Origin of the sequence: Ewingella allii (assembly GCF_044430645.1) — a bacterium.
Lineage (GTDB): Bacteria > Pseudomonadota > Gammaproteobacteria > Enterobacterales > Enterobacteriaceae > Ewingella > Ewingella allii.
In genome coordinates, this window is record NZ_JAWUDN010000001.1 from 1,054,589 (window position 1) to 1,079,190 (window position 24,602).

Annotated in this window: 21 protein-coding genes; 9 read left to right on the forward strand and 12 right to left on the reverse strand. The window is 52.6% G+C overall.

What is annotated here, in order from left to right; genetic code table 11:
• Window positions 1-9 precede the first annotated feature (9 nt).
• On the forward strand, window positions 10-351 hold the full coding sequence (locus tag SBO83_RS05065; protein ID WP_396130927.1) for a YdbL family protein: 342 nt from the start codon (window positions 10-12) through the stop codon (window positions 349-351).
• A 127-nt stretch (window positions 352-478) separates the two neighbouring features.
• On the opposite strand, the gene SBO83_RS05070 is transcribed toward SBO83_RS05065, so the two are convergent.
• Complete coding sequence (locus tag SBO83_RS05070) at window positions 479-1,096, reverse strand: FMN-dependent NADH-azoreductase (RefSeq protein ID WP_353502094.1); 618 nt, start codon at window positions 1,094-1,096, stop codon at window positions 479-481.
• 296 nt (window positions 1,097-1,392) lie between these two features.
• Between SBO83_RS05070 and hrpA the strand changes: the two genes are divergently transcribed.
• Both hrpA and SBO83_RS05080 read left to right on the forward strand, forming a co-directional pair.
• The gene (gene hrpA / locus SBO83_RS05075) at window positions 1,393-5,289 is read left to right on the forward strand and encodes an ATP-dependent RNA helicase HrpA (protein ID WP_396130668.1); all 3,897 of its coding nucleotides are present in this window, start codon (window positions 1,393-1,395) and stop codon (window positions 5,287-5,289) included.
• A 13-nt stretch (window positions 5,290-5,302) separates the two neighbouring features.
• Window positions 5,303-5,635 carry a gamma-glutamylcyclotransferase family protein gene (locus SBO83_RS05080; protein WP_034790563.1) on the forward strand — a complete coding sequence of 111 codons (333 nt, stop codon included), beginning with the start codon at window positions 5,303-5,305 and terminating at the stop codon, window positions 5,633-5,635.
• Between the two features lie 72 nt (window positions 5,636-5,707).
• Here SBO83_RS05080 and SBO83_RS05085 read toward each other — a convergent pair whose 3' ends face one another.
• From SBO83_RS05085 to rstA, 5 genes are all read right to left on the reverse strand, one after another.
• Complete coding sequence (locus tag SBO83_RS05085; RefSeq protein WP_396130669.1) at window positions 5,708-6,577, reverse strand: trypsin-like serine protease; 870 nt, start codon at window positions 6,575-6,577, stop codon at window positions 5,708-5,710.
• Window positions 6,578-6,877: 300 nt separating this feature from the next.
• Complete coding sequence (asr, locus tag SBO83_RS05090; protein ID WP_034790559.1) at window positions 6,878-7,309, reverse strand: acid resistance repetitive basic protein Asr; 432 nt, start codon at window positions 7,307-7,309, stop codon at window positions 6,878-6,880.
• 451 nt (window positions 7,310-7,760) lie between these two features.
• On the reverse strand, window positions 7,761-9,242 hold the full coding sequence (locus SBO83_RS05095; RefSeq protein WP_353502089.1) for a carboxypeptidase M32: 1,482 nt from the start codon (window positions 9,240-9,242) through the stop codon (window positions 7,761-7,763).
• A 24-nt stretch (window positions 9,243-9,266) separates the two neighbouring features.
• The gene (rstB, locus tag SBO83_RS05100; RefSeq protein WP_396130670.1) at window positions 9,267-10,574 is read right to left on the reverse strand and encodes a two-component system sensor histidine kinase RstB; all 1,308 of its coding nucleotides are present in this window, start codon (window positions 10,572-10,574) and stop codon (window positions 9,267-9,269) included.
• Window positions 10,571-11,305: a two-component system response regulator RstA gene (rstA, locus tag SBO83_RS05105; RefSeq protein WP_353502087.1), complete on the reverse strand. Its 735-nt coding sequence runs from the start codon at window positions 11,303-11,305 to the stop codon at window positions 10,571-10,573. Before rstA ends, rstB begins: the two co-directional genes overlap by 4 nt.
• A gap of 326 nt (window positions 11,306-11,631) precedes the next feature.
• Between rstA and SBO83_RS05110 the strand changes: the two genes are divergently transcribed.
• The gene (locus SBO83_RS05110; RefSeq protein ID WP_353502086.1) at window positions 11,632-12,051 is read left to right on the forward strand and encodes a hypothetical protein; all 420 of its coding nucleotides are present in this window, start codon (window positions 11,632-11,634) and stop codon (window positions 12,049-12,051) included.
• Between the two features lie 107 nt (window positions 12,052-12,158).
• Here the strand turns inward: SBO83_RS05110 and ydgH are convergent, their stop codons facing one another.
• Window positions 12,159-13,124 (reverse strand): DUF1471 family protein YdgH, encoded by a 966-nt coding sequence (gene ydgH, locus SBO83_RS05115; protein ID WP_396130671.1) that lies wholly within the window; start codon window positions 13,122-13,124, stop codon window positions 12,159-12,161.
• 535 nt (window positions 13,125-13,659) lie between these two features.
• Between ydgH and pntA the strand changes: the two genes are divergently transcribed.
• A complete protein-coding gene (gene pntA, locus SBO83_RS05120; protein ID WP_396130673.1) occupies window positions 13,660-15,189 on the forward strand; it encodes a Re/Si-specific NAD(P)(+) transhydrogenase subunit alpha in 1,530 nt (509 codons plus the stop codon).
• Window positions 15,190-15,199: 10 nt separating this feature from the next.
• Window positions 15,200-16,591, forward strand: coding sequence for a Re/Si-specific NAD(P)(+) transhydrogenase subunit beta (gene pntB, locus SBO83_RS05125; RefSeq protein ID WP_396130674.1), 1,392 nt, complete (start codon window positions 15,200-15,202; stop codon window positions 16,589-16,591).
• A gap of 82 nt (window positions 16,592-16,673) precedes the next feature.
• On the opposite strand, the gene uspE is transcribed toward pntB, so the two are convergent.
• The 3 genes from uspE to ogt all read right to left on the reverse strand — a co-directional run bounded on the left by uspE (window position 16,674) and on the right by ogt (window position 19,342).
• On the reverse strand, window positions 16,674-17,633 hold the full coding sequence (gene uspE, locus SBO83_RS05130; RefSeq protein WP_034790525.1) for a universal stress protein UspE: 960 nt from the start codon (window positions 17,631-17,633) through the stop codon (window positions 16,674-16,676).
• Window positions 17,634-17,802: 169 nt separating this feature from the next.
• The gene (fnr, locus tag SBO83_RS05135) at window positions 17,803-18,558 is read right to left on the reverse strand and encodes a fumarate/nitrate reduction transcriptional regulator Fnr (RefSeq protein WP_353502081.1); all 756 of its coding nucleotides are present in this window, start codon (window positions 18,556-18,558) and stop codon (window positions 17,803-17,805) included.
• A gap of 199 nt (window positions 18,559-18,757) precedes the next feature.
• Window positions 18,758-19,342 carry a methylated-DNA--[protein]-cysteine S-methyltransferase gene (ogt, locus tag SBO83_RS05140; RefSeq protein ID WP_396130676.1) on the reverse strand — a complete coding sequence of 195 codons (585 nt, stop codon included), beginning with the start codon at window positions 19,340-19,342 and terminating at the stop codon, window positions 18,758-18,760.
• Window positions 19,343-19,505: 163 nt separating this feature from the next.
• Here ogt and SBO83_RS05145 point away from each other — a divergent pair, with 163 nt between their 5' ends.
• Window positions 19,506-20,534: a TerC/Alx family metal homeostasis membrane protein gene (locus SBO83_RS05145; protein WP_353502080.1), complete on the forward strand. Its 1,029-nt coding sequence runs from the start codon at window positions 19,506-19,508 to the stop codon at window positions 20,532-20,534.
• A 56-nt stretch (window positions 20,535-20,590) separates the two neighbouring features.
• Here SBO83_RS05145 and SBO83_RS05150 read toward each other — a convergent pair whose 3' ends face one another.
• Window positions 20,591-21,811 (reverse strand): glycosyltransferase family protein, encoded by a 1,221-nt coding sequence (locus tag SBO83_RS05150; RefSeq protein WP_353502079.1) that lies wholly within the window; start codon window positions 21,809-21,811, stop codon window positions 20,591-20,593.
• Between the two features lie 33 nt (window positions 21,812-21,844).
• Window positions 21,845-22,642: a mannosyl-3-phosphoglycerate phosphatase-related protein gene (locus SBO83_RS05155; RefSeq protein WP_396130677.1), complete on the reverse strand. Its 798-nt coding sequence runs from the start codon at window positions 22,640-22,642 to the stop codon at window positions 21,845-21,847.
• Window positions 22,643-22,870: 228 nt separating this feature from the next.
• On the opposite strand from SBO83_RS05155, the gene smrA reads away from it, so the two are divergent.
• Entirely contained in the window at window positions 22,871-23,440 is a 570-nt protein-coding gene (gene smrA / locus SBO83_RS05160; protein ID WP_353502077.1) for a DNA endonuclease SmrA, read from the forward strand.
• Window positions 23,441-23,525: 85 nt separating this feature from the next.
• Window positions 23,526-24,590 carry an FAD:protein FMN transferase ApbE gene (apbE, locus tag SBO83_RS05165; protein WP_396130678.1) on the forward strand — a complete coding sequence of 355 codons (1,065 nt, stop codon included), beginning with the start codon at window positions 23,526-23,528 and terminating at the stop codon, window positions 24,588-24,590.
• Window positions 24,591-24,602: the final 12 nt, after the last annotated feature.

A 24,602-nucleotide genomic window follows, 5' to 3' on the forward strand; every position in this document is an offset into this window, starting at 1 on the left:
ACCTTAAAAATGTTTAAAACCGCCACGGTGAAGAAATCCGCGCTGCTGGTGCTGGTTTCAACCCTGCTGTTTAGCAGCACGGCCTTTGCCCTGACGCTGGAAGAGGCCAAACAGCAAGGTCGGGTGGGCGAAACCCTGTCGGGCTATCTGGCGCCGGTCAAGCAAGATGCGGAAACCCTGTCATTGGTGAAACGCATTAATCAGGGCCGCGAAGAGCAATATAAGCAAGTGGCGCAAAACAATCAGGTGACCACCGACGACGTGGCGAAACTTGCGGGGCAGAAGCTAGTGGCTCGCGCCGGAGCCGGGGAGTATGTGCGCGGGATTAATGGCCAGTGGCTGCAAAAATAGGCAAAAAAAAGCGCGCTTTTCAGCGCGCAATGGTGTTATCACAACATCATCAGGAGAGGGGTTTAACAACCGATTCTGAGGGGAATTGACCCTTCCAGATTGTGATAATACTTGGCAATCTTAAGTCTTAAGCTGCGGCGACTTGCTTGATAGCAGCGTCGATAGCTTCTTTCGCAGCGGCCTGTGCTTTGGTGGCCACTTCTGGACCGTAAGCAATACCTTCAGCGAAGATGAATTCTACGTCGCTCATTCCCAGGAAACCGAGGAACAGTGACAGGTAAGGCGCAACCAGATCGCTGCCAGTGTCTTTATGGATGCCACCACGGCTGGTCAGAACGATAACTTTCTTACCTTTAATCAGACCTTCTGGGCCTTTCTCAGTGTATTTGAACGTCACGCCAGCACGGGCTACCAGGTCAAAGTAGTTTTTCAACTGAGTCGGAATGTTGAAGTTATACATAGGTGCCGCGATAACAATCACGTCATTGGCCTGCAGCTCTTCAATCAGCGTATTTGACAGCGCCAGCGCTTCTTCCTGACGTGGAGTCAATGGCGCGTCGGAAGGGCGCAGAGCACCTACCAATTCACCATCCAGAACCGGGATTGGGTCAGCAGCCAGGTCACGAACGGTAACTTGTGAACCGCTGTGAGCAGCCTGATATTGCGCTACGAAGTAGTCTGACAGTTGGTTTGACTGAGAGAAGTTCGCCAGAATGCTTGATTTCAGAACCAGTACTTTGCTCATGAGTAAATCCTTAACTGAGTGCGTTGCAAGGGCTGTTGCCCCGGAATGAAAGTTACTTTATTCACAAAAGTTATTCAGTGATAGCGTAATATTTCGAGTGCTATGTTCAATATTACTGAACGACTTCTGTTTGGCGCTAAATTCAGCCTGCTTTCAGCATCTTCAATAGCTTGTGGTAACATATTGCTAACCAGGCATAGGTTCATCCGCTGCTACTTCAACACTAAACCTTTCAAATTCAGCCGACATCGCGGTTTATCCTCGAGTCGCCTGACGAGCAACAAGGAATGCCGAACGTGAAATCTCCGCTCGCGGCACTGTCAGCGCAATTAGACGGGCTGATGCTTCGTGACCGCCAACGCCTGCAACGACGTTTGCACGGCGCTAAGGCGCTATTGAATAAAGCGCAGGACGACCCGAAAGCGGTCGAAGGTATTACCCAAGAGATTGAAAACGCTATCGCCCAGAGCCTGCAAAAAGTCAGCGCCCGCGAAGCCTCAAGACCTAAAATCAGCTATCCGGACAATCTGCCGGTTAGCCAAAAGAAAGACGACATCTTCAAAGCCATTCGCGACCATCAGGTGGTGATTGTGGCGGGGGAAACAGGTTCCGGTAAAACCACGCAGATCCCGAAAATCTGTATGGAGCTGGGGCGCGGCATTAAAGGCGTGATTGGCCATACTCAGCCAAGGCGTCTGGCCGCCAGAACCGTGGCGAACCGTATTGCCGACGAGCTGGAAACCTCGCTGGGCGGCACCGTCGGCTATAAAGTGCGTTTCAACGACCAGGTGGGGGATAACACGCTGGTTAAGCTGATGACGGACGGTATCTTGCTGGCGGAGATCCAACAGGATCGCATGCTGATGCAGTACGACACGCTGATCATCGATGAAGCCCATGAACGCAGCCTGAATATCGACTTTATCCTTGGCTATCTGCGTCAGCTGCTGCCAAAACGCCCAGACTTAAAAGTTATTATTACCTCGGCGACCATCGACCCTCAGCGCTTCTCGAAGCATTTTAATAATGCGCCGATTATCGAAGTCTCAGGTCGCACCTATCCGGTGGACGTGCGCTATCGTCCGGTGGTGGATGACGCAGAAGACACCGACCGCGACCAGCTTCAGGCGATTTTTGATGCCGTGGACGAGCTTGGGCGTGAAAGTGCCGGGGATATCCTGATCTTCATGAGCGGCGAGCGCGAGATCCGCGATACCGCCGACGCGCTGAATAAGCTGGATCTGCCGCATACCGAAATCTTGCCTTTATATGCCCGCCTTTCCAATAGCGAGCAGAACCGCGTGTTCCAGTCTCATGCCGGTCGCCGCATCGTGCTGGCCACCAATGTGGCGGAAACCTCGCTGACCGTGCCGGGGATTAAATACGTTATCGACCCGGGTACGGCGCGCATTAGTCGCTACAGCTTCCGAACTAAGGTGCAGCGCCTGCCCATCGAGCCGATTTCTCAGGCTTCGGCGAATCAGCGTAAAGGCCGCTGCGGACGCGTCTCCGAAGGTATCTGTATTCGCCTTTATTCCGAGCAAGACTTCCTGTCGCGCCCGGAGTTTACCGATCCGGAAATTCTGCGTACCAACCTAGCCTCGGTCATCTTGCAAATGACCTCTCTGGGGCTGGGCGACATCGCCGCGTTTCCTTTTGTGGAAGCGCCGGATAAACGCAATATTCAGGACGGCGTGCGCCTGCTGGAAGAGCTGGGGGCAATCAATAACGCGCAAGACGGGCGTTATACCCTGACGCAGTCCGGTCGCCAGCTCGCCCAACTGCCGGTGGATCCGCGTCTGGCCCGCATGGTGCTTGAAGCGCGCAAAGACAGCTGTATGCGCGAAGTGATGATCATTACCGCCGCGCTGTCGATTCAGGACCCGCGCGAACGGCCGATGGACAAAAAACAGGCGTCGGATGAGAAACACCGCCGCTTTGCCGACAAAGACTCCGACTTCATGGCCTTTGTGAATCTGTGGGACTACCTGAAAGAGCAGCAAAAAGAGCTGTCTTCAGCCCAGTTCCGCAAAATGTGCCGCAGCGATTACCTGAACTACCTGCGAGTGCGCGAATGGCAGGATATCTATACCCAGCTGCGCCAAGTGGTGAAAGAGCTGGGCCTGCCGGTGAACAGCGAACCTGCCGATTATCGCAGCGTTCACTGCGCCTTGCTGACCGGGCTGCTGTCGCATATCGGCATGAAAGACGCGGATAAACAAGAATATACCGGCGCGCGCAATGCCCGGTTTGCCGTCTTCCCCGGTTCCGGTCTATTCAAAAAGCCGCCGAAATGGGTGATGGTCGCCGAGCTGGTGGAAACCAGCCGCCTGTGGGGCCGTATCGCCGCGCGCATCGAGCCAGAATGGATTGAGCCGCTGGCCAAGCATCTGGTGAAGAGCAGCTTCAGCGAGCCGCACTGGGAGAAAGCGCAGGGCGCGGTGATCGCGTCTGAGAAAGTCACCCTGTTCGGCCTGCCTATCGTCGCAGCCCGCAAAGTGAACTACGGCAGCATTGACCCAGTACTATCCCGCGAGCTGTTTATTCGCCATGCGCTGGTGGAAGGTGACTGGCAGACGCGGCACGCGTTCTTCCGCGCCAACCTCAAACTGCGTGGCGAAGTGGAAGAGCTGGAGCACAAGTCCCGCCGCCGCGATATTTTGGTCGACGACGAGACGCTGTACCTGTTCTACGAGCAGCGCATTGGTCAGGAGGTGGTGTCATCTCGCCACTTTGATAGCTGGTGGAAGACCCAGCCCGCCGACAGCCTAAACTTCGAAAAGAGCATGTTGATCAAAGAGGGCGCGGGTAACATCAGCGCCCACGACTACCCGAACTTCTGGCATCAGGGCAATATCAAGCTGCGCGTGACCTATCAGTTTGAGCCGGGGACCGACGCCGATGGCGTGACGGTGCACATTCCGCTGCCGCTGCTCAATCAAATTGACGAGCAGGGCTTCGACTGGCAGATCCCAGGGATTCGCCGCGAGCTAATTATGGCGCTGATTAAATCACTGCCGAAGCCGATTCGCCGCAACTTCGTGCCCGCGCCGAACTACGCCGACGCGCTGCTAGGCCGCCTCAAGCCTTTCGAACAGCCTTTGCTGGATGCCATGGAGCGCGAACTGCGCAAAATGAGTGGCGTGACGGTGTCACGCGACGACTGGCAGTTGGAGCAGGTTCCAGACCATCTCAAAATGACTTTCCGTATTTTGGATGACAAAAACAAAACCCTGCGCGAAGGCAAAGACCTGACGGCGCTGAAAGCAGGTTTGAAAGAGCAGGTGCAGCAGACGCTGTCTGCCGTGGCCGATGACGGCATCGAACAGAGCGATTTGCACGTCTGGAGCTTTGGCACGCTGCCCGAGCGCTATGAACAAAAGCGCGGCGGTTACGAAGTTAAGGCTTATCCGGCGCTGGTCGATACCAAAGACAGCATCGCGATTCGCCTGTTTGACAGCGAGCTGGAGCAACAGCAGGCGATGTGGGCGGGTGTGCGCCGTTTACTGCTGCTTAATATTCCATCGCCAATTAAATACTTACACGAAAAGCTGCCGAACAAAGCCAAGCTGGGATTGTACTTCAATCCTTATGGCAAAGTGCTGGACCTGATCGACGACTGTATCTCCTGCGGCATTGATAAGTTGATTGCCGAAAGTGGCGGTCTGGTGTGGAAAGAGGAGGAGTTTGCCCGTCTTCACGAGCACGTTCGCGCTCATCTCAATGACGCCGTGGTGCAGATTGCCGTGCAGGTGGAGCAGATCCTGACGGCGGTATTCAATATCAACAAGCGCCTTAAAGGCCGTATTGATATGACCATGGCGTTGGCGCTCTCTGATATTAAGAGCCAAATGTCAGGGTTGATCTACCGCGGGTTTGTCACTCAGAACGGCTGGAAACGCCTGCCAGATACGCTACGCTATCTCAACGCGATTGAAAAACGTATGGACAAGCTGGCGATGGATCCTCATCGCGACCGCGCCCAGATGTTGAAGGTCGAGCACGTCGAGAAGCTGTGGCAGCAGTGGCTAAACAAATTGCCACCGGCTCGCCAACAGAGCGAAGAAGTCAAAGAAGTTCGCTGGATGATTGAGGAGCTGCGCGTGAGCTATTTCGCTCAGCAGTTGGGCACGCCGTACCCGATTTCCGACAAGCGTATTTTGCAAACCATGGAACAGTTAGTCACCGGTTGAGTAAGGAGTGAAGATGGCAACGTTATTCGTTTATGGCACTTTAGGCCCAGGCCGCCCAAACGCCCATGTACTCGAGGGGATTGGCGGCAGTTGGCAAGAAGGGCACGTAGGGGGAACCCTGCTGCACAAAGGCTGGGGAGCCGAAATGGGCTTTCCGGGGATTGTGCTTGATGACAGCGGCAACCGGGTAAATGGTTTTGTCTTCAGCTCTGAAAAGCTCGCTGAAAACTGGCAGATTCTGGATGATTTCGAAGGCGAGGGCTACGAGCGCGTGCCGGTTGAAGTAACCACCACCGACGGCAGCACGGTGACTTCTTGCATTTATATGTTGAAAGCTGACGCCTAACTCGCCGCAGCGTCAATAAAAAAACCTAAGCCACTTATGTGACTTAGGTTTTTTTTGCACCTTTACCGGCAATTATTGCGCAGCTGGCATGGCGCTCACGGCACCTGATGAGAGCTTGTTCAGTGCGTCGCGAATTGCCGGAACGGCCAGTGCGCGGTTATCGGCTAAATAGCGATCTTGCGCCGCCGGGGCCGAGCTTTGAATACCAATCAGTGACCATTTATCGCCGGTTTTTAATAACAACGGCGAGCCACTGTCGCCGGGCAGGGTGTCACAACGGTGCGACAGCACGCCAGGCTGCGCCCAGCCGGTGATCAGGCAGTTTTGATGGCTGTATAAATCATCCAGATGATCTTCCGGATAACCCGCCTGCGTGATCTTACGGCCATTCTGCTTCAGCGCGGCAGTAAGCTGGTCGCGCGTGCCTTCCCACAGCGGCAGCGGGGTGATCGGCAGGGCGATATTCTCATCTGTCAGGCGAACCAGCGCAAAGTCAAACGCGGCGGCTTTAGAGGGCACAATCCAACCTTCGCCATCGGCTTTCAGTTTTTTGCCTAACTTTGGGTCAACCAGCGTTTCTAACGCCGTGACCTGATAACGCCATTTTTGCTTGTGAGAAATAAAACGCAGTGCCACGACTTTATCAATCTTGCCCGGAGGAGCCAGCACGCAGTGACCGGCGGTTAAGACCAGATGCTTGGATATCAGCGTTGCCGTACACAGATTGCCACTTTCGGTTTCAATCTGTCCGATGGCTTGCCACGGCCAGTCGCTGGTATTGGCGACGGCGGTGCGATGATCGTGACCAAAAAACAGGGCAGTCTTTTCTTTCAAACTAATGGTTGGCGCATCGGAATCTGAATCAGGTTCAGGAACGTCCGCATGAACAGAGGAAATGTTGCAACAAAAAAGGCTCAAAACTAAAGGTAACGCGATGCGCATAACATTCTGACCTTGAAAGCAGGGAAATCCCTTGAATCGTATATTATGGAGTGATTATAGACGCTTGCAACTGGCGGTGTGATCACCGGAGGGATTTTGTTCAGGTGATATCACAAGTAGAAGAACAGGGTAATTAAACCGCACAGTATCAGTGCGCTAAGGGTGATTTCGAACAGGTATCGGCGCAGCATCTTCCATCAATACCTCAATCTGAAAACTGGAGAAAAAAACACCCGGCGAACCGGGTGTTAATATTCAGTCTTACTCTAAGGGAGTGGAATCACTCACCAAAAGTCTTACTTATTTAGCAGCTGGAGCAGCTTTCTTAGCGTGTTTCACGTGTTTTTTAGCAGCCTGAGCTTTCTGTGCTGGAGCCGCTTTCTTAGCGTGTTTTACGTGCTTTTTAGCAGCTTGAGCTTTCTGTGCTGGAGCGGCTTTCTTAGCATGTTTCACGTGTTTTTTAGCAGCCTGGGCTTTCTGTGCTGGGGCAGCTTTCTTCGCTTTTTTGTGTTTCTTAGCAGCTTGCGCTTTCTGAGCAGCTTTCTTGTGTGCTTTCTTATGCTTTACAGCGTGCTTAGTTGGTGCTTTTGCAGCTGGAGCAGCAGCCGCTGGAGCAGCGGTAGTTGCAGCAGGGGCAGCAGCCGGAGCTGGTGCTGCAGTAGTGTCAGCAGCGAAAGCTACAGAAGACAGACCCATTGCAGCGGCAACAACCAGAGCTAATACTTTTTTCATCTTAAATTCCTCAGAATGTTCGTTTATATGTCCACCCCACTGCGGGGCCGGTAGGAGAATAGTAGGCGCGGCAGTCTGCTTTGTAAGTGAGTGATTGGTGTCGGCGTGTAACGCTTTGTACAAACTCCATAAGGCAATAAAATCAATGGGTTACTTCGGTTTCGTCAACTTCTGTACGTAGGGAAACCTGTATTTAGTTACAACATACAATGTTATTTATGTACTTGAACACTCTGTGGCACCGCAAATCGTTGAGAAATCATGGGATCTGGAAGATTTGTTGAGAGGATTCTTAGCAGGGAGGGTGGTTTTACTTCCTCTCCTTTTTAAGAAGAGGGCTGGGGCGAGGTTTGCTGAATGGGGCGTGATTTAAGTCACGCCCATCCTAGCCTTCTCCTCTCAGAGGAGAAGGAGCAAAGCCAAATTCCAAAGCTATTCGCTTAGGCAAAACCTACAAATAACGATTTTCCAAATGCTTGCGGAAATACGCCGGATTCAACGTCTCGCCGGTGGCATTCTGAATCAGCTGGTCGGTAGTGAAACGACTGCCGTGCTGCCAGATGTTCTGCTGCAACCACTGGAACAGGGCGGTCAGGTCGCCACGGGCGATATCATCTTGCAGAGTTGGGATCGCGTGGTTGGCGCACTGGAACAGCTGTGCTGCGTACATGGCGCCCAAAGTATAGGTTGGGAAGTAGCCGAAGCCGCCGTCGGTCCAGTGAATATCCTGCATACAGCCGTCGCGGTAGTTGCCCACGGTGTCGATGCCCAGATATTCCTTCATCTTGCTGTTCCAAAGAGCAGGGATGTCTTCGACTTCGATCTCACCTTCAATCAGCGCTTTTTCGATTTCATAACGCAGGATCACGTGCGCCGGATAGCTCACTTCATCGGCATCAACGCGGATAAGGCCTGCCTCAACGCGCTGGTTAAGCTTGATGAAGTTGCTCTCGTCTAAGCCTTCGCGCTGACCGAACTGCTCGATAACCAGCGGATAGATAGATTTCAGGAACGGTTCGCTGCAACCCAATTGCATTTCAAACAGCAGGCTTTGCGACTCGTGCACGCCCATTGAGCGCGCGTTGGATACCGGCTGGCCCAGCCACTCTTTCGGCAGGTTCTGCTCGTAGCGCGCGTGGCCAGTTTCATGGATGACGCCCATCATGGCACTGAGGAATTCGTGTTCATTGTAGCGCGTGGTGATGCGTACGTCCTCTGGCACACCGCCGCAGAACGGGTGAGCGCTGACGTCCAGACGACCGGCGTCAAAGTTGAAGCCCAGACGTGCCATCACTTGCAGGCCCAGCTGACGCTGTTTCTCAATATCAAACGGACCAACTGGCGTGATACGCGTTTCTGATTTCTGCTTCTCAACCACGGTTTTCAGCAGATTTGGCAGCCAGGTTTTCAGGTCGCCGAACAGCACGTCCAGTTTGGCGGAAGTCATTCCCGGCTCGTACATGTCGAGCAGGGAGTCATACAGGCCGACGCCCGTCGCTTCTGAGCGCAACTTCGCTTCCTGACGGCTCAGGCGAACGACTTCACGCAGGTTTTCTGCAAAACCTTCCCAGTCATTGCCTTTGCGCTGCACGCGCCAAGCGTGTTCGCAGCGCGCGCCGGCTAAGGATTTCTCTTCAACCAGACTTTCAGGCAGCACGGCGGATTGCTGATATTTACGACGCATCTCGCGCAGGTCGGCACGCTCGAGATCGTTCAGGTCTTCGCTTTCGGCCTGTTCCAGCCAGTCGCCAACCTGTTTTGCGGTCAAAATCTGGTGAGACAAAACGCTCAGCTCGGCCAGTGCTTCAGAGCGCGCTTTGCTACCGGCGGGCGGCATCATTGCGGCCATATCCCAGCCAGCGATGGCGGAAAGATGGTTAAAGCGGGACAGGCGAGCGAAGGTACTGCGCAGTTGTGAATAAGCTGTTGTCATTATTTACTTCCTTCGAAATTATTTTTAGCGTGGTTCTGTATTGAGATTAAAAACGGTTTTGGCAGGCCAGCTGAAACGTATGCAGGCCCCGCCGAATGATGGGCTGGACTCCACGCTGACGCGGCCTTGGTACGCCACGGCAATCGAGTGAACAATGGCCAGCCCTAAGCCACAGCCGCCGGTAGCGCGGTCGCGGCTTGGGTCCAGGCGAACAAACGGCTCGAAAACGCGAATGCGCTCTTCCTCTGGGATGCCCGGTCCGTCATCTTCCACCTGCAAACTGGCGTTCTCGCCGTCCAGCCACAGGCTGATGTGGATTTTGTCGTTGGCATAGCGCAGGGCGTTGTTCACCAGGTTATCCAGCACACGCTCCATTAAACGTAAATCAACCCCGCCGAAATCTACGCCTTCTGGCACCGACAGGGTGATGCCGCGCTCGGCGTTGATCAGGCGGAAGTCATCAACCTTATCCGCCAGCCAGTCTGCCAGATTTACTTTCTCAAGATTAAGCGCAACCTGCGGTCGGTCCAGACGCGCGTAGGTCAGCAGTTCGTCGATGAGAGATTCGAGCTGGCCGATATCGCGGTTAATTGCCTGCTGCTCGGCTTCTGGCAGGTTTTCACTGATCGCCAGACGGTAGCGCAGACGCACCAGTGGGGTACGCAATTCGTGGGCGATGCCGTCAATCAGCTGCTTCTTACTGGCGATCAGCGTGTTGATGTTGTCCGCCATCTGGTTAAAGGCAATGCCTAAACGATTCAAACTGGAGGTGGAATCAAAATTGGTTCGCTCGTCCAGATAGCCATTGCCCAGCCTTTGGGCCGACTTCTCAAGCTTAAGCAAATCCTTCCAGTGCGGGCTCATCCACAAGAAGACCGGCAGGGCGAGCGACAGGCCGATCAGCATCATGACCACCAGATCCAGAATGCGCATCTCGTGCATGTAGAACAGATAGGGAATAGGGCCGACTACCAAGACGTAGTGACTGCGCGGCACGCGTTGAATAAAGGTGTATTCATCATCGAGTGCGATAATTTCGCCATCTTTCAGGCGCTTATCCAGTTCAGGGCTAAGAACCCGTTTGCCCAAAGGCTCAATGTGCAGCTTAAAAGAGAGGTTAAGATCCAGCGTGTTGATGGTCTTATTCCAATCCTTAATGGGGATTTCGCGCAGTTCGCTGCGCATTAAGTACAGCGAGCTTTTCATCAAGTCGTTGAGAGACTGGCGCCCGGTTCGCTCGGCGGTGACTTTATAAACCAGGCCGACCAGCATGGTCATCACCAGGAAACAGACCAGCAACAGCAGGAAAAACTGGATGAAAAGCTTTCTCATTCCTGTCCTGTCTCCCAGGCATTAGGGGCGAAAAGGTAACCTTTATTACGAATGGTTTTGATGCGGAACGGCTCGAGGGCGTTGTCGTAAAGCTTGCGGCGTAACCGCGAAATCGCCACGTCGATGCTGCGATCTAAGCCATCATAGCTGACGCCGCGTAGATTTAGCAGCAGGGCTTCGCGGTCCATAATGCGACCGGCGTGAGTTGCCAATTCCCATAACAAGTCAAAGTCAGACGTGGAGAGAACAATCACTTCATCAACCAGCGTCACTTCCCGGTTCACAGGATCAATACAGAGTTGGCCGAAGTGCAGCGCATTGCCACCCTGCAAGGATTTGCTGGCCGGTTTTTCTTCACCCGCCGATTGCGGCGCATGCTGCCGCAAGTGCAGGCGCAGGCGAGCCAGTAACACGGCAGGCGGCGTGGTTTTGAGGATGTAATCGTTAGCGCCCATTTCCAGCGACAGAATGTGGTTCATGTCGCTGTCAAGGGAGGTCAGCAGCACGATGGGGCCGCTGTAAGTAGGGCGCAGGTCGCGGCAGAGGGTCATGCCATCTTTGCCGGGCAGCATGATATCTAGCAAGACTAAATCGGGCTTTTCACGCGCGATGCGATCCTGCGCGGTGTCACCACGGGGTTCGACTAACACTTCAATATCGTGTTTGCCTAAATAGGCCGCAATCAGGTTACCGACTTCTGGATCATCTTCTACAAAAACGATTTTATTCATTGGATTGCTGTTAATTATTATCCGATGGTCAGCATAGCCGCAGACACAGGCTATGGCTACATGACATGCGTAATAGGAAGTGACAGTTTTTCAGAGTTTTCGACCCTTTTGTAGAGACAAACGAAGAAAAACTGACAATATTTTAACATTCACATTATGCGACACAGTATTGCGTTTTGGCCGCTTAACCGACTAGCGCACGCTTCGTGAAATATGCCATTATAGAGGCGAATATACTTAACGAAATATATTACGCTGCATTATATTAACTGATTCATTCTTCGTGCGTTTAACCGTCCTAACACTGGCCAGGAGAGGAATAGGGGATGAGCGATAATCGCCTGATACCCGATGTGCGCAGTGAAAAAGCTTCCTTCGATTACATGGAATACCTTTCTGCATCATGCAAAAAGCAGTGGAGCTTTATCGACGCGATTTATGGAGTGCTGCCTTTCTTCGGCATGGTACTTCGATCCCGCACCTCACAAGAAAAATCTAAGCAGGAGCGCCTGAGAAGTTTAGCGCTACAAGTGGTTTCGACGCAGGTAAGCGATGAAACCAATATTGTGCGTTTAATTGAATTGGCGGAACAGCAGGGGCTTTATAGCGTGGATATTAATTTGCCCTATGCGCTTAACGATGAGCAGTTGAATACCATAAAAAGCGAATGCAAACATAGCTTGCAGCTAGTGCAAAGTAATGACCATTTGCGTGTGGAAATTCTGCAGCCTGTGCATCAGCATTAAACGTCGTTTAGTTTGATGTTGGCCGTAACAATATAAAGATATTGAGTAAAAGAGCGTTAGCAAAAAGGCAGCCCGCAGGCTGCCTTTTGTTATTTCTAACGCGGTAATTATTTGAACAAGTCAGCGCTAACCGTCAGGTTACCACCACTCTTGTTCTGCCACTGGCGAGTGATGTGATAGAACTTCGCGCCTTTGGCTGCTGCACGGTTCGCCACTTCTTGAGATACGTCGGTGATGCTGTTGAAGTGGCCGGTGAAAGTGATGGAATCAAACGGAGCCATCTGTGCTGCAGTCACGTTGTTCACTTCCTGAATCTTCGCGCCGTTGGTCGCCGTTACGGTATAACGCTGCCCGGTGGAAGATTGAGTTTCGAAGAAGCGACCCACGGAACGGCTTGGGCTACCAGAAGAAGCAACGCCTGGGATTTCCACTTTCTTAGCCGCGGCACCGCCAGCTGCCAGCGCGGCTTTACCTGCTTCGGAATCAGCTGGGATAGCGTCTGGATCCTGCACGATGCGTTTTGCAGCATCTTTCTTGTAGATGAAAGCCGTAATGTACTGGTTGCCACCGCTGTTGGCATCAACCTGACGCACGATGAAGAAGGAGTAAGCACCTTTCTCTTTCGCGGCTTTGGTGATGGCATCATTCACGTCTGGCTGGCTACGGTAGAAGCCGCTGACGGTCACGGTGTCATAAGGCTCAAGCAAATAAGCCTCTTCTTTCGGTAATTCTTTTACGCCATTAATTTCACGGTAAGTGGTTTTCTTACTGACTTCGGCCGCATCTTTTTTATAGATGTCCGCGACGACGCGCCAGTTACCGCTGTTACCTGAGCTGTTTGTGTCTTGAATATAAAAATAATCTGCACCCAGTGCATCAGCACGGCGAGAAACGGCGTCAGCCGCGTCCCCCAGCGTGTTGAAACGACCGGAAATTACGATGCGATCAAAGGGTTTGATGGCGGCTGCTTTTTCTGGAGCGATTTCCTGGGCTGCCTGTGCTGCTGACAAGGCGGAAATAGCCGTTAAAGATAAACACAGAGCCGATGCGATGATCGTTTTGGTCAGCTTCATAAAAAATCCTTTCACCTTGCGCAGTAATGTTGAAACGTGCTGAATTCTTGATGTGTAACAGGTTAGCGGCCGATTATTGCATGTAACAATACCGAGTGTCTCAGTAATTTATGTCATTAATGATGTTGCTAACCGCTACCTGCATCACTTTTTTTTCAGCCCATAACTTATATAAGTTTTAGGTATATTCCAAGAGGTGAAATAAATGTTAATTATTCACCTTTTGCTAACCTTAAGGCTGATTAGACGTGGAGCCGAATGTTCTTCTTTTCGGCAAACGGCGGCAGTTCTGCTGCGAAAACGTTAATTAGCTCCCTATTTTTTAGCGCTTAGCGGCAAATTTCTTGCCCATCATCATGAATTAATCATTCATTCTCTGGCTATTACTGCGATACGTAGATTATTAATCACAAATTCAGTAGGTTATAAACAGTCGGAAAAATTAACTTCGGTACGGTAACAATTCGACAGGTTCAGCAATAAAAAAGCGCTGTCGGCGTGTTAATCATCAATAAAAAGGGTGAAGGGAATAACTATGCGTATTGGTGTACCAAGAGAACGGTTGACCAATGAGGCCCGAGTCGCAGCAACGCCGAAAACGGTGGAACAGCTGCTAAAGCTCGGCTTTACGGTTGCCATTGAACAAGACGCCGGAAAACTGGCAAGCTTTGACGACGCGGCCTACATTCAGGCCGGGGCACAAATTGTCAGTTCGGCTGACGTCTGGCACAGCGACATCGTGTTGAAGGTTAATGCCCCAGAAGGCGATGAAATTACCCAACTGCAGCCCGGCTCAACGCTGGTCAGCTTTATCTGGCCTGCGCAAAACGCCGAGTTAATCCAGAAACTGGCCGAGCGCAATGTGACCGCGCTGGCTATGGACTCCGTACCGAGAATTTCTCGCGCGCAATCTATGGATGCCCTGAGTTCCATGGCCAATATCGCCGGTTACCGCGCAATTGTTGAAGCCGCTCACGAATTCGGCCGTTTCTTCACCGGGCAGATCACCGCCGCAGGTAAAGTGCCTCCTGCCAAAGTGATGATTATCGGTGCGGGCGTCGCCGGCCTCGCGGCGATTGGCGCGGCGGGCAGCCTTGGCGCGATTGTCCGCGCTTTCGACACCCGTCCTGAAGTGAAAGAGCAAGTGCAGAGCATGGGCGCGGAGTTCCTCGAGCTGGACTTCGAAGAAGAGGCGGGCAGCGGCGACGGCTATGCCAAAGTAATGTCCGATGCCTTCATTAAAGCTGAAATGGCCCTGTTCGCGGCGCAGGCGGCGGAAGTGGATATCATCGTCACCACCGCGCTGATCCCAGGCCGTCCGGCACCTAAATTGATCACCGCCGACATGGTGGCGTCAATGAAACCGGGCAGCGTCATCGTTGACCTTGCCGCGCAAACCGGCGGTAACTGCGAGCTAACGGTCGCAGACACCATCACCACCACGCCAAACGGCGTCAAAATCATCGGCTATACCGACTTACCGAGCCGTTTACCGACGCAATCCTCCCAGCTGTATGGCACCAACCTGGTGAATCTGCTGAAGCTGTTGTGCAAAGAGAAAAACGGTGAAATCGAGATCGATTTTGAAGACACCGTGGTACGCGGCGTGACCGTGGTGAAAGCCGGTGAAGTCACCTGGCCGGCACCGCCGATTCAGGTATCCGCCCAGCCTCAGGCCGCCAAACAGGCTGCGCCGCAGGAGAAAGTCGAGTCCAAGCCCGCGTCGCCTTACACCAAATACATCATCATGGCCGTGGCGATCATCCTGTTCGGCTGGCTGGCGAACGTGGCGCCGAAGGAGTTCTTGTCTCACTTCACCGTGTTCGCTCTGGCCTGCGTGGTGGGTTATTACGTGGTATGGAACGTTAGCCACGCGCTGCACACGCCGTTGATGTCAGTCACCAATGCCATTTCAGGGATTATTGTCGTTGGCGCGCTGCTGCAAATTGGTCACGGAGGCTGGGTTAGCTTCCTGTCGTTTGTTGCGGTTCTGATTGCCAGTATCAATATTTTTGGCGGATTCACCGTCACTCAGCGCATGCTGAAGATGTTTCGTAAGAATTAAGGGGTAGCATATGTCTGGGGGATTAGTTACAGCAGCCTATATCGTTGCCGCTATTCTGTTTATATTCAGCCTGGCTGGATTGTCTAAACACGAAACGTCAAAACAGGGCAATATCTACGGCATCACTGGGATGGCTATCGCGCTGATTGCCACCATTCTTGGGCCTGATTCCGGCAACGTTGGCTGGATAATCGTGGCGATGGTGATTGGCGGGGCCATTGGTATCTATCTGGCGCGTAAAGTCGAAATGACCGAAATGCCGGAGCTGGTTGCCATTCTTCACAGCTTTGTGGGTCTTGCTGCGGTGCTGGTTGGCTTCAACAGCTACCTTGACCACGGCGCGGTTGCCATGGACTCGGTAATGGAAAACATCCATCTCACCGAAGTGTTCTTGGGCATCTTTATCGGGGCCGTAACCTTTACCGGCTCAATCGTTGCGTTCGGTAAATTGCGCGGGATTATCTCTTCCAAGCCACTCGCCTTGCCGCATCGCCACAAGCTGAATCTGGCCGCGTTGGTGATTTCATTCCTGCTGATGGTCACTTTTGTTCGCACCGATAGCGTCGGTTTGCAGGTGTTCTCACTGCTGATCATGACACTGATTGCCTTGGCGTTCGGCTGGCATTTGGTTTCTTCCATCGGTGGCGCGGACATGCCGGTGGTCGTCTCCATGCTCAACTCCTATTCAGGTTGGGCAGCGGCGGCGGCCGGCTTTATGCTGAGCAATGACCTGTTGATCGTCACGGGTGCCCTGGTGGGTTCTTCCGGTGCGATCCTGTCATTTATCATGTGTAAAGCGATGAACCGTTCGTTTATTAGCGTGATCGCGGGCGGCTTTGGTACGGATGGCTCTTCTACCGGCGATGCCGAAGAGATGGGCGAGTATCGCGAAGCCAGTGCGGAAGACGTGGCGGAAATGCTGAAAAGCGCCAGCTCGGTGATCATCACGCCGGGCTACGGCATGGCGGTGGCGCAGGCGCAGTATCCGGTTCAGGATATCACCGCCAAACTGCGCGCCCTGGGTATCAAAGTTCGCTTTGGCATTCATCCGGTGGCAGGGCGTCTGCCGGGCCATATGAACGTGCTGCTGGCCGAGGCAAAAGTGCCGTATGACATCGTGCTGGAAATGGACGAAATCAACGACGACTTTACCGACACCGACGTGGTGCTGGTCATTGGTGCCAATGACACGGTAAACCCGGCGGCTCAGGAAGATCCGCGCAGTCCGATTGCCGGTATGCCGGTGCTGGAAGTGTGGAAGGCGCAGAACGTTATCGTGTTCAAACGCTCAATGAATACCGGCTACGCTGGCGTTCAGAACCCGCTGTTCTTTAAAGACAACACCCAAATGCTGTTTGGCGATGCGAAAGAGAGCGTTGAGAATATTCTTCGCGCACTTTGACGGTTTTCCCGCAGTAAAAGCAAAAAAGCCAGTTCGTAATGAACTGGCTTTTTCTTTGGCGTTTCCCGGTGAATAAAACCCGTTATTCGTCGTCGTGCTCTTCAACATCTTCAGAAGTAATAGGGCATTCAAAATCATCTGGCTTAATCGCCAGCAAATCGCATTTCAGATGGTCGATCACCTGTTCGGTGGTATTCCCCAAGAAGGCGGCGGACAGGCCGGTGCGGCCGATAGTGCCGATAACCACCACCCCGGCTTGCAGATGCTCAGCGAGGTCGGGGATCACTTCTTCCGGCAGGCCTTTTTCAACGTGGGTGAACTTCTCATCCAGTTGGAATTTCTGCCGCAGAGCTTTCATCGCAATCAGGTGCTGACCGCGAATCGCGTCGTTGTAAACGCTCGGATCAAAATCAGGCAGCTCAATGGCGATATTAATTGGCGTGACCGGATAAGCGCCCACCAGATGCACTTCGGTGTGGTTCACGTGGTCCGCCAGCTCGATGGTTTCTTTCACCAGCTTGATGTTGAGCGGGTCGTGGTAAGGCTCTTCGCTGGAGAGGTTGACCGCCACCAGCGCTTTGCCACTTTCTGGCCAAGGCTGATCTTTCACCATCCATACCGGGCAAGGGCATTTGCGCAGCAGATTCCAGTCCGTCGGGGTGAAAATCACCGACTCCAGACGGTCATGCTGATGTGCCATCTTGAGCAGCAGGTCGTGCTCACCGGCAATCACTTCCTGAATAATGGCTTCGAAAGGTTTGTTATGCCACACCACTTTGATTTCAATCGGGATACCGGCTTCCACATAGTAGTGAGCCTGTTCTGCGATCCACGCCGCCCGTTCGTTAATCACGCTTTGACGCATGGCTAAACGCTCGTCGGGGGAGAGCATGGTGGTCATTTCATAGGAGAAGTCATAAATCGACAGGAAGGCTTTAATTCGCCCCCCGTTTCGTTGGACCAAATAAACCGCGCGTCGCAGGGCGGGTTGGTCATCCTGATTTGGGTCAATTGCGACCAGAAGGTTCTGATACTTAGCCATGAGGAAACTCCTTAACACCTGTGATTGAACAGCGTTATAGCTCAGTGTATTAAGTACAGAGTAAACCAAGATTAAGCAATCGGACAGAGCAGAAATTGAGTCGGATCAACAAATTATTGCCTTTGCTGATCCGATCGGAGAGAGCACTTATTTATGAGCAGCTTATGAGCTACGCGGTGACGGGTACCGAGTGACCGGCCAGCTGGGAAAGCATCGCGTGATTTTCAATAGTGATATATTTACCTTTCACGCTAAGCATTTCCGATTTCTGGAAACGGCCTAATAAACGACTGATAGTTTCAACCGTTAAACCAAGGTAATTACCAATATCGCCACGGGTCATGGTCAGGCGGAATTCGCGCTGAGAAAAACCACGTTCAGCAAAACGACGAGACAGGTTGTAAATAAATGCCGCTAAACGCTCTTCAGCATTTTTCTTCGAGAGCAGCAGGATCATATCCTGGTCACCCTTAATTTCGCCGCTCATTAAACGCATCATTTGCTGACGCAAATTAGGCATTTTGCCAGACAGGTCGTCGAGGGTTTCGAAAGGAATTTCACAGACCATGGACGTTTCTAAAGCCTGAGCGAAGCTCGGATGCTCTAAACCACCAATAGCGTCAAAACCAACCAAATCACCCGCGAGGTGGAAGCCGGTAATTTGCTCATCGCCTTGTTCTGTAATGGTGTAGCTCTTAATGGTCCCGGAACGGATGGCATACAGGGATTTCAACTCATCGCCTGCTTTGAACAGCGCCTGGCCTTTCTGGATCGGTTTCTTCCTTTCGATAATATTATCGAGTTGATCCAACTCGTGCTCATTGAGCGTGAAAGGAATGCAGAGTTGACTAATGCTGCAGTCTTGGCAGTGGATTGCACAACCACCAGATTGGATACGACGAATAATACGTTTTTCCGGGATCATAATAGATTCACTCTGGCAATATTGATATGGGTCAATTTTAACATCTTTTGCCAGAATTGATAAGTGGGGAATATAGGCCAAAAGGGCTAAATTATTAAAATACCCGATTTTTAAAGGGATTTTTTTCTTATTATTTGATCTCGACTGCTAAAAAATAAGTCAATCGAGAATCAATAAGATCTAAATTAGATTAAATGTATTAAAAAAGTGAATTTTGTTGATCAAATAAATAACCTTCATGCACCAATAACCATTTTTTTCTTTCCACCCCACCGGCATAGCCGGTCAGCGTTCCGTTGCTGCCAATCACCCGATGACAAGGCACCACGACGCTGATGGGATTGGAGCCATTTGCCAGCCCGACGGCCCTTGACGCGCCTGGGTTGCCGAGCTGTGCGGCCATCTGGCCATAAGTCATAATTTGCCCGCACGGAATGGTGCGCAGCATCTTCCACACCGTGCGTTGGAATTCAGTTCCGGCCGTTGCAACGGGCAGGGTGTCAATGGCGGCTAAGTCTCCGGCGAAATAGTCTTCGATTGGCTGGCGAATATTTTGCGCGACATTATCTTGATGGAGGGAAAAACCTGGTTTAGCGGCAGATTTTGCGGTTGAGGCTGCGGAAGGATTTAACGAATGGTCAGGCCCATAATGGCGTACTAACAGTTGCAGCAAACGCGAGTGAAAATCCGCCCACTCCAGAGCGCGCAGCTGGCCTTGGGTATCGGTGATGATCTCAAGTTCACCAAGCGGGGTGGCGATAGTCTCACTCTTTAACGTCAACATAGGTTTCTCCGACAGTTTTACGACAGTTTCTTCAACAAAGACCAAGACCCGTCGCGAATTATTGCATGACCCATAGCATTTTTCGACTTTCAATACCCAACATCAGCACAACCGCTTACAATGCAACAATCGTTTAGCTTTTGTTTACTTATCAGGAAGTGCAATGCAGTCAGTCTCTTTGGGATTCCCGCCGGAAACCACCGCCGTTTTTGTTGTCGTCGCCGTCGCGGCGCTGCTTATTGATATTCTGGCTCATCGTAGTCACAAGCCTATCGGGCTGAAAAGTGCCTCTCTGTGGACCACCTTTTGGATCGCCGTTTCACTCTCTTTCGCCGGTTTTCTCTATTATCACCATGGTAAAGAGGTCGCCAGCCTGTTCCTCACCGGCTATGCCTTAGAGCAGGTGCTGTCGGTCGACAATCTGTTCGTCATTATGGCGATTTTTGCATGGTTCAAAGTGCCGGACGGCTACCGCCATCGCATTCTTTACTGGGGCGTGATTGGCGCCATCGTCTTCCGTGGCATTTTCGTGGTGATTGGCACCAGCCTGCTGGCGCTAGGACCTTGGGTTGAAATGGTTTTCGCCATTGTGATTCTCTGGACCGCGATTTTGATGATGCGCGCGGGCAATGACGACGAAGAGTCTGATGACTACTCCGACCACATCGCCAACCGCCTGGTGCGTCGTTTCTTCCCTGTGTATCCGAAGTTGATTGGGCCAAAATTTTTGGTCACTAGTCAGGAAGTGGAAGCCGATCTGGCCAAGCCCGAGAACAAAGATTTTAGTTTTAAAGTGAAGCAGGGGGTGCGTTACGCCACGCCGCTGCTGCTGTGTATTGCGGTGGTAGAGATCTCAGACGTAATGTTCGCCTTTGACAGCGTGCCGGCTGTAATTGCCGTTAGCCGCGAGCCGCTGATTGTCTACTCGGCCATGATGTTTGCCGTGCTGGGCCTGCGTACCATGTATTTTGTGCTGGAAGCGCTGCGTAAATATCTGGTGCATCTGGAAAAATCGGTAATTTCACTGCTGTTCTTCGTGGCGGTGAAACTGGCGCTGAACTCCAGTGACCATCTGTGGCACCACGGCTACAATATCAGCGCCATGACCAGCCTGTACGTGGTGCTGGGCGTGTTGGCGCTGGGCATCGTCGCCAGCTTCCTGTTCCCCGGTAAAAAACAACAGGACGCCTAAGCGTCCCGTTTGACCTGCTTTAAAGGGCGCCCACAGTGGCGCTCTTACTTTTTGGTTTACACATCACCTTCATTATCTAACTCAACGGCGTCATGCAGCCGATCGAGCATATCCGGGAAGGCCGACTGGACGCGGCTCCAGCTCGGAATAAAGGGTTTCTCACTCGGCGTATCCACAAAGGCCTGACCGGCCTCCATGATCGCTTTGGAGAACAGCTCCACGGCGGACTCTTCGTTATGGCGGTCGAAGGACAGTCCGTTCATCCGCGCGTCATTTTCAAAGCCGTCAATCATATCCAGCGCGTTGCGATAGTAGGTCGCTTTCAGAATACGGAAGGACTCGCTGGTGATATTCACCCCCAGCACCGCCATCTTGCGATACAGCGCCTTGGTGATATCAATACTCATACGCTGCAAGCCGTTGCTGGCATCTTCCTCAGACATCGGCTGATGTTTGTGGTCATAGTTGTCGGCGATATCCACCTGACAGATACGCTTGGTGGCGGTATTGCGGTGCATCTCTGACAGCACGCCAATCTCCAGTCCCCAGTCGCTCGGAATGCGCAGGTCATTCAGCACGTGGGTGCGCATAGCGAACTCGCCAGAAAGCGGATAGCGGAAGGTGCGCAGATAGTCGAGGAAATCGGAGTTGCCGTAGACCTTTTGCAGCGATTTGAGTAGCGGGAAGACCAGCAGGCGGCCGACGCGACCGTTAAATTTGCCGTCCGCCACGCGGGCATAATAGCCTTTGCAGAAGTCATAGTTGAAGTTCGGGTTGGCGACCGGATACATCAGGCGCGCCAGCATATCGCGATTATAAGTGACAATGTCACAATCGTGCAGCCCGACCACCGAGGTACGGCGCGAGGCGAGGGTATAACCGACGCAGAACCAGACGTTGCGGCCTTTGCCCGGCTCCATTGGCGACAGTCCTTTCTGCTGCAACTCTTCATCCAGCGCTTTTAGGCGCGGGCCGTCATTCCACAAAATGCGGTGGCGCTGCGGCAGGCGCGAGAAGAATTCACGGGCAAACAAAAATTGCTCGCGGTCAGCGCGGTCAAGGCCGATGACAATCTCATCCAGATAGGGAACTTGGGTCAGTTCATCAACAATCTTGGTCAGCGCCGGACCTTCCAACTCGGAGAACAGCGAAGGTAAAATAAGCCCCATTGAGCGACGACCGGAGAAGACCTGCAGGTCATACTCTAGCTCTTCAGTCTTGCGACGAGTCAGATTGTGGAAATTGGTAATGATGCCATCCTGATAAAAATCGCTCATAGAACACTCCCGTAAATGAGTAAAGTATTAAAATCAAAAGGATAAAAAGTGATCCAGCCCTTGTTTCCAGCCTTCCGGACCATACAAAGTGGTGCGATAAATATTGTTATCCGCCTTGTTTAGCGGCATTTTTTGGTCATGCTTTCCACGGATAACCACCGCGAAATCAACGGCTTCAAGCATGGAAATATCATTCGGGCCGTCTCCCAGACCCAGACTCACCAGCGGCTTACTGCGCTGCTGCTGATAGTGCTCAGTCAGCCACTTGACCGCCTGTCCTTTGCCCGCCTCGCGGCCCATGACGTGCCAGAAACGACCGCCGCGGGTTAGCGCCAGGCCTTCCTCCGCCAGCAGTTTTTCCAAATGGGCGAAATCCGGCTGACTGCCAAACCACATCAAAGGCTCCGAGCCTTGGCGCTGCATAGCCAACTTCGCATCGTCGAGAGACAGTCCGGTCCAGTCTGCGACTTGCTGCGGGCTGACATCGCCAAAGCCACGAAACTCAAAATCGTACCTTTGGCGAAGTTGGACTAAAATTTCACGCACTCGCTGATAATCCGCACCAATCACCTGATGCTGCGGCCCCTCACTGGCGGGGAGATGAATATAGGCCCCGTTCTCCGCGATAAAGGGCAAGTGACTGAGCTGCAAATCACGCTGCAAGGAGGAGACTTCGGCCGAGGTTTTACTGGTGGTGATAATCACCGGGATCTGGTGCTGGGCTAACCTCTCCAGCCAGCCTTGTGCCGGTTGCCAAGAGTAGCTGTCGTGATCGAGTAAAGAACCATCGAGATCGGTAAAAACGATCAAGGAATCATCAAGGTACGGCATTATTTCTCCTCAATTTCATTAAGGAACCGAATACAATCACGAATGATTATTTCGCTCCCTAATCATTCAGTATATACGGAAAATTCAGATTCACTGGGCGAGGGGCGACTTGCGAGAGCAAGGGAGAAAGGTTTCAGCAGCCTAAACCAGCCTCTAAGCGGCTACAGCACGGTACTGTTACTAAGGGCAAAATTAGGTAAACTGAGTGAGTAAACGGAGGGCGTTTAGATGAAAGATGATGAGCAACTCTTCAGTCAGGAAATGGCCGACGTCAGGCCGCTGGCTAGCGATAAACGCGTGGTTTACCTCAAAAGCGGCGGGCATCCGGCGGCAAAGAATAGCGTGGAAACCGAACCTGAGCGGCCAGAGAACACCTTTACCACCGGCTTTCTTGATATTCTGCCTTTTGATGAGCCGTTAGAGTACAAACAGAGCGGCGTGCAGCAGGGCGTGTTGGATAAACTGCGGGCGGGGAAATATCCGTTAGAAGCCAGTTTGAATCTGCTCAGAAAGCCGGTCGAAACCTGTCGTCAGGAGCTGTTTAACTTCTTCTGCGAGTCACAAACTCACAGTTTACGCACGCTGCTGATTATCCATGGCCGTGGTCGCGACGATGACAGCCACGCCAACATTGTCAGAAGTTATGTCGCAAAATGGCTGAAGCAGCTCGATGAAGTGCAGGCGTTCAGCGTCGCGCTACAGCGAGACGGCGGGGCCGGGGCCTGTTATGTCGCGTTGAAGAAAACCGCCCAGGCTAAACAAGAGAACTGGGAACGCCATGCGAAACGTAGTCGTTAATTCCTTGTTTAAGTGACATGTCGTACTGTCCCAACACTTTTACCGCTTGCTCTGCAGGCGGTTTGTTTTTTAGCGAGCCAATTACATGTTCCATTCTAAGCGTTCCTCAATCTCGCTGGCATTAAGCCTGGCGGGAGTTATTGCCGGGGCAAGCCTGCTCTCATCCTGTGACAACGTCACTAATTCGTCGAAAGATGCGCTGGTCATCGACGGCAAAACCATGGGGACTTTCTACCGGGTTAGCCTGCAAGGCGTGGATAAGAGCCGCGAACCCGAGCTGCGTAAGCAGATTGAGGCGCAGCTGGCGGAAGATGACCACGAGATGTCGACCTACAAAGAAGACTCGGTGCTTTCACGCTTTAACCAATATCTGGGTACTGCGCCGCAGCCCATCAGTGCGGGCATGGCCGACGCCATTGTTACCTCGCTGCGCGTAGGGCAGAAAACCGGTGGTGAGATGGATATCACCGTCGGGCCATTGGTCAATTTGTGGGGCTTCGGCCCGCAAAAGCAGCCCACCAAAACGCCGACCGAAGAGCAAATTGCCGCCGCGCGTCAGGAGATTGGTTTACAGCATTTGAAAGTGATCCAGCAGAGTGACGGCCAGTATCTGCAAAAAGATATGCCAAACATGTATGTCGACCTGTCCACCGTGGGCGAAGGCTACGCCACCGACCATTTGGCGCGTTTGATGGAAGCTAACGGCATTAGCAACTATCTGGTGTCCGTCGGTGGTGCCGTGGTATCTCGCGGGCACAACCCGAAGGGCAATCCTTGGCAGGTGGCGATTCAGAAGCCGACGGATAAAGATAATGAAGTGCAGGCCATTGTGGATCTACAGGGCATGGGCATCAGCACGTCGGGCAGTTATCGCAACTACTACGAGCTGGACGGTAAGCGCCTGTCGCACATCATTGACCCGGCGACCGGCCATCCGATCACCCATAAACTGGTTTCCGCCACGGTAATTGCCTCTACCGCGCTGGAGGCCGATGGTTGGGACACCGGGCTGATGGTGCTCGGCACCAAAAAAGCCATGGCATTGGCAGAGAAAGAGCATCTGGCGGTGTACCTGATCACCAAAACTCCGGACGGCTTTGAGGTGCACATGACCCCGCAGTTTAAGGCGTATTTGCGCGATCCTGAGTAAGCTAAGGTAGTG

What these genes read in the sequence shown, in the direction of transcription:
- SBO83_RS05150 (WP_353502079.1), bottom strand. Translation starts at nt 21,811, where the DNA reads ATGAGCGATTTTTATCAGGATGGCATCATTACCAATTTCCACAATCTG.
- SBO83_RS05145 (WP_353502080.1), top strand. Translation starts at nt 19,506, where the DNA reads ATGCAGTCAGTCTCTTTGGGATTCCCGCCGGAAACCACCGCCGTTTTT.
- ogt (WP_396130676.1), bottom strand. Translation starts at nt 19,342, where the DNA reads ATGTTGACGTTAAAGAGTGAGACTATCGCCACCCCGCTTGGTGAACTT.
- SBO83_RS05155 (WP_396130677.1), bottom strand. Translation starts at nt 22,642, where the DNA reads ATGCCGTACCTTGATGATTCCTTGATCGTTTTTACCGATCTCGATGGT.
- SBO83_RS05110 (WP_353502086.1), top strand. Translation starts at nt 11,632, where the DNA reads ATGAGCGATAATCGCCTGATACCCGATGTGCGCAGTGAAAAAGCTTCC.
- pntA (WP_396130673.1), top strand. Translation starts at nt 13,660, where the DNA reads ATGCGTATTGGTGTACCAAGAGAACGGTTGACCAATGAGGCCCGAGTC.
- apbE (WP_396130678.1), top strand. Translation starts at nt 23,526, where the DNA reads ATGTTCCATTCTAAGCGTTCCTCAATCTCGCTGGCATTAAGCCTGGCG.
- SBO83_RS05065 (WP_396130927.1), top strand. Translation starts at nt 10, where the DNA reads ATGTTTAAAACCGCCACGGTGAAGAAATCCGCGCTGCTGGTGCTGGTT.
- rstB (WP_396130670.1), bottom strand. Translation starts at nt 10,574, where the DNA reads ATGAGAAAGCTTTTCATCCAGTTTTTCCTGCTGTTGCTGGTCTGTTTC.
- uspE (WP_034790525.1), bottom strand. Translation starts at nt 17,633, where the DNA reads ATGGCTAAGTATCAGAACCTTCTGGTCGCAATTGACCCAAATCAGGAT.
- smrA (WP_353502077.1), top strand. Translation starts at nt 22,871, where the DNA reads ATGAAAGATGATGAGCAACTCTTCAGTCAGGAAATGGCCGACGTCAGG.
- SBO83_RS05070 (WP_353502094.1), bottom strand. Translation starts at nt 1,096, where the DNA reads ATGAGCAAAGTACTGGTTCTGAAATCAAGCATTCTGGCGAACTTCTCT.
- fnr (WP_353502081.1), bottom strand. Translation starts at nt 18,558, where the DNA reads ATGATCCCGGAAAAACGTATTATTCGTCGTATCCAATCTGGTGGTTGT.
- SBO83_RS05085 (WP_396130669.1), bottom strand. Translation starts at nt 6,577, where the DNA reads ATGCGCATCGCGTTACCTTTAGTTTTGAGCCTTTTTTGTTGCAACATT.
- SBO83_RS05080 (WP_034790563.1), top strand. Translation starts at nt 5,303, where the DNA reads ATGGCAACGTTATTCGTTTATGGCACTTTAGGCCCAGGCCGCCCAAAC.
- pntB (WP_396130674.1), top strand. Translation starts at nt 15,200, where the DNA reads ATGTCTGGGGGATTAGTTACAGCAGCCTATATCGTTGCCGCTATTCTG.
- asr (WP_034790559.1), bottom strand. Translation starts at nt 7,309, where the DNA reads ATGAAAAAAGTATTAGCTCTGGTTGTTGCCGCTGCAATGGGTCTGTCT.
- rstA (WP_353502087.1), bottom strand. Translation starts at nt 11,305, where the DNA reads ATGAATAAAATCGTTTTTGTAGAAGATGATCCAGAAGTCGGTAACCTG.
- SBO83_RS05095 (WP_353502089.1), bottom strand. Translation starts at nt 9,242, where the DNA reads ATGACAACAGCTTATTCACAACTGCGCAGTACCTTCGCTCGCCTGTCC.
- ydgH (WP_396130671.1), bottom strand. Translation starts at nt 13,124, where the DNA reads ATGAAGCTGACCAAAACGATCATCGCATCGGCTCTGTGTTTATCTTTA.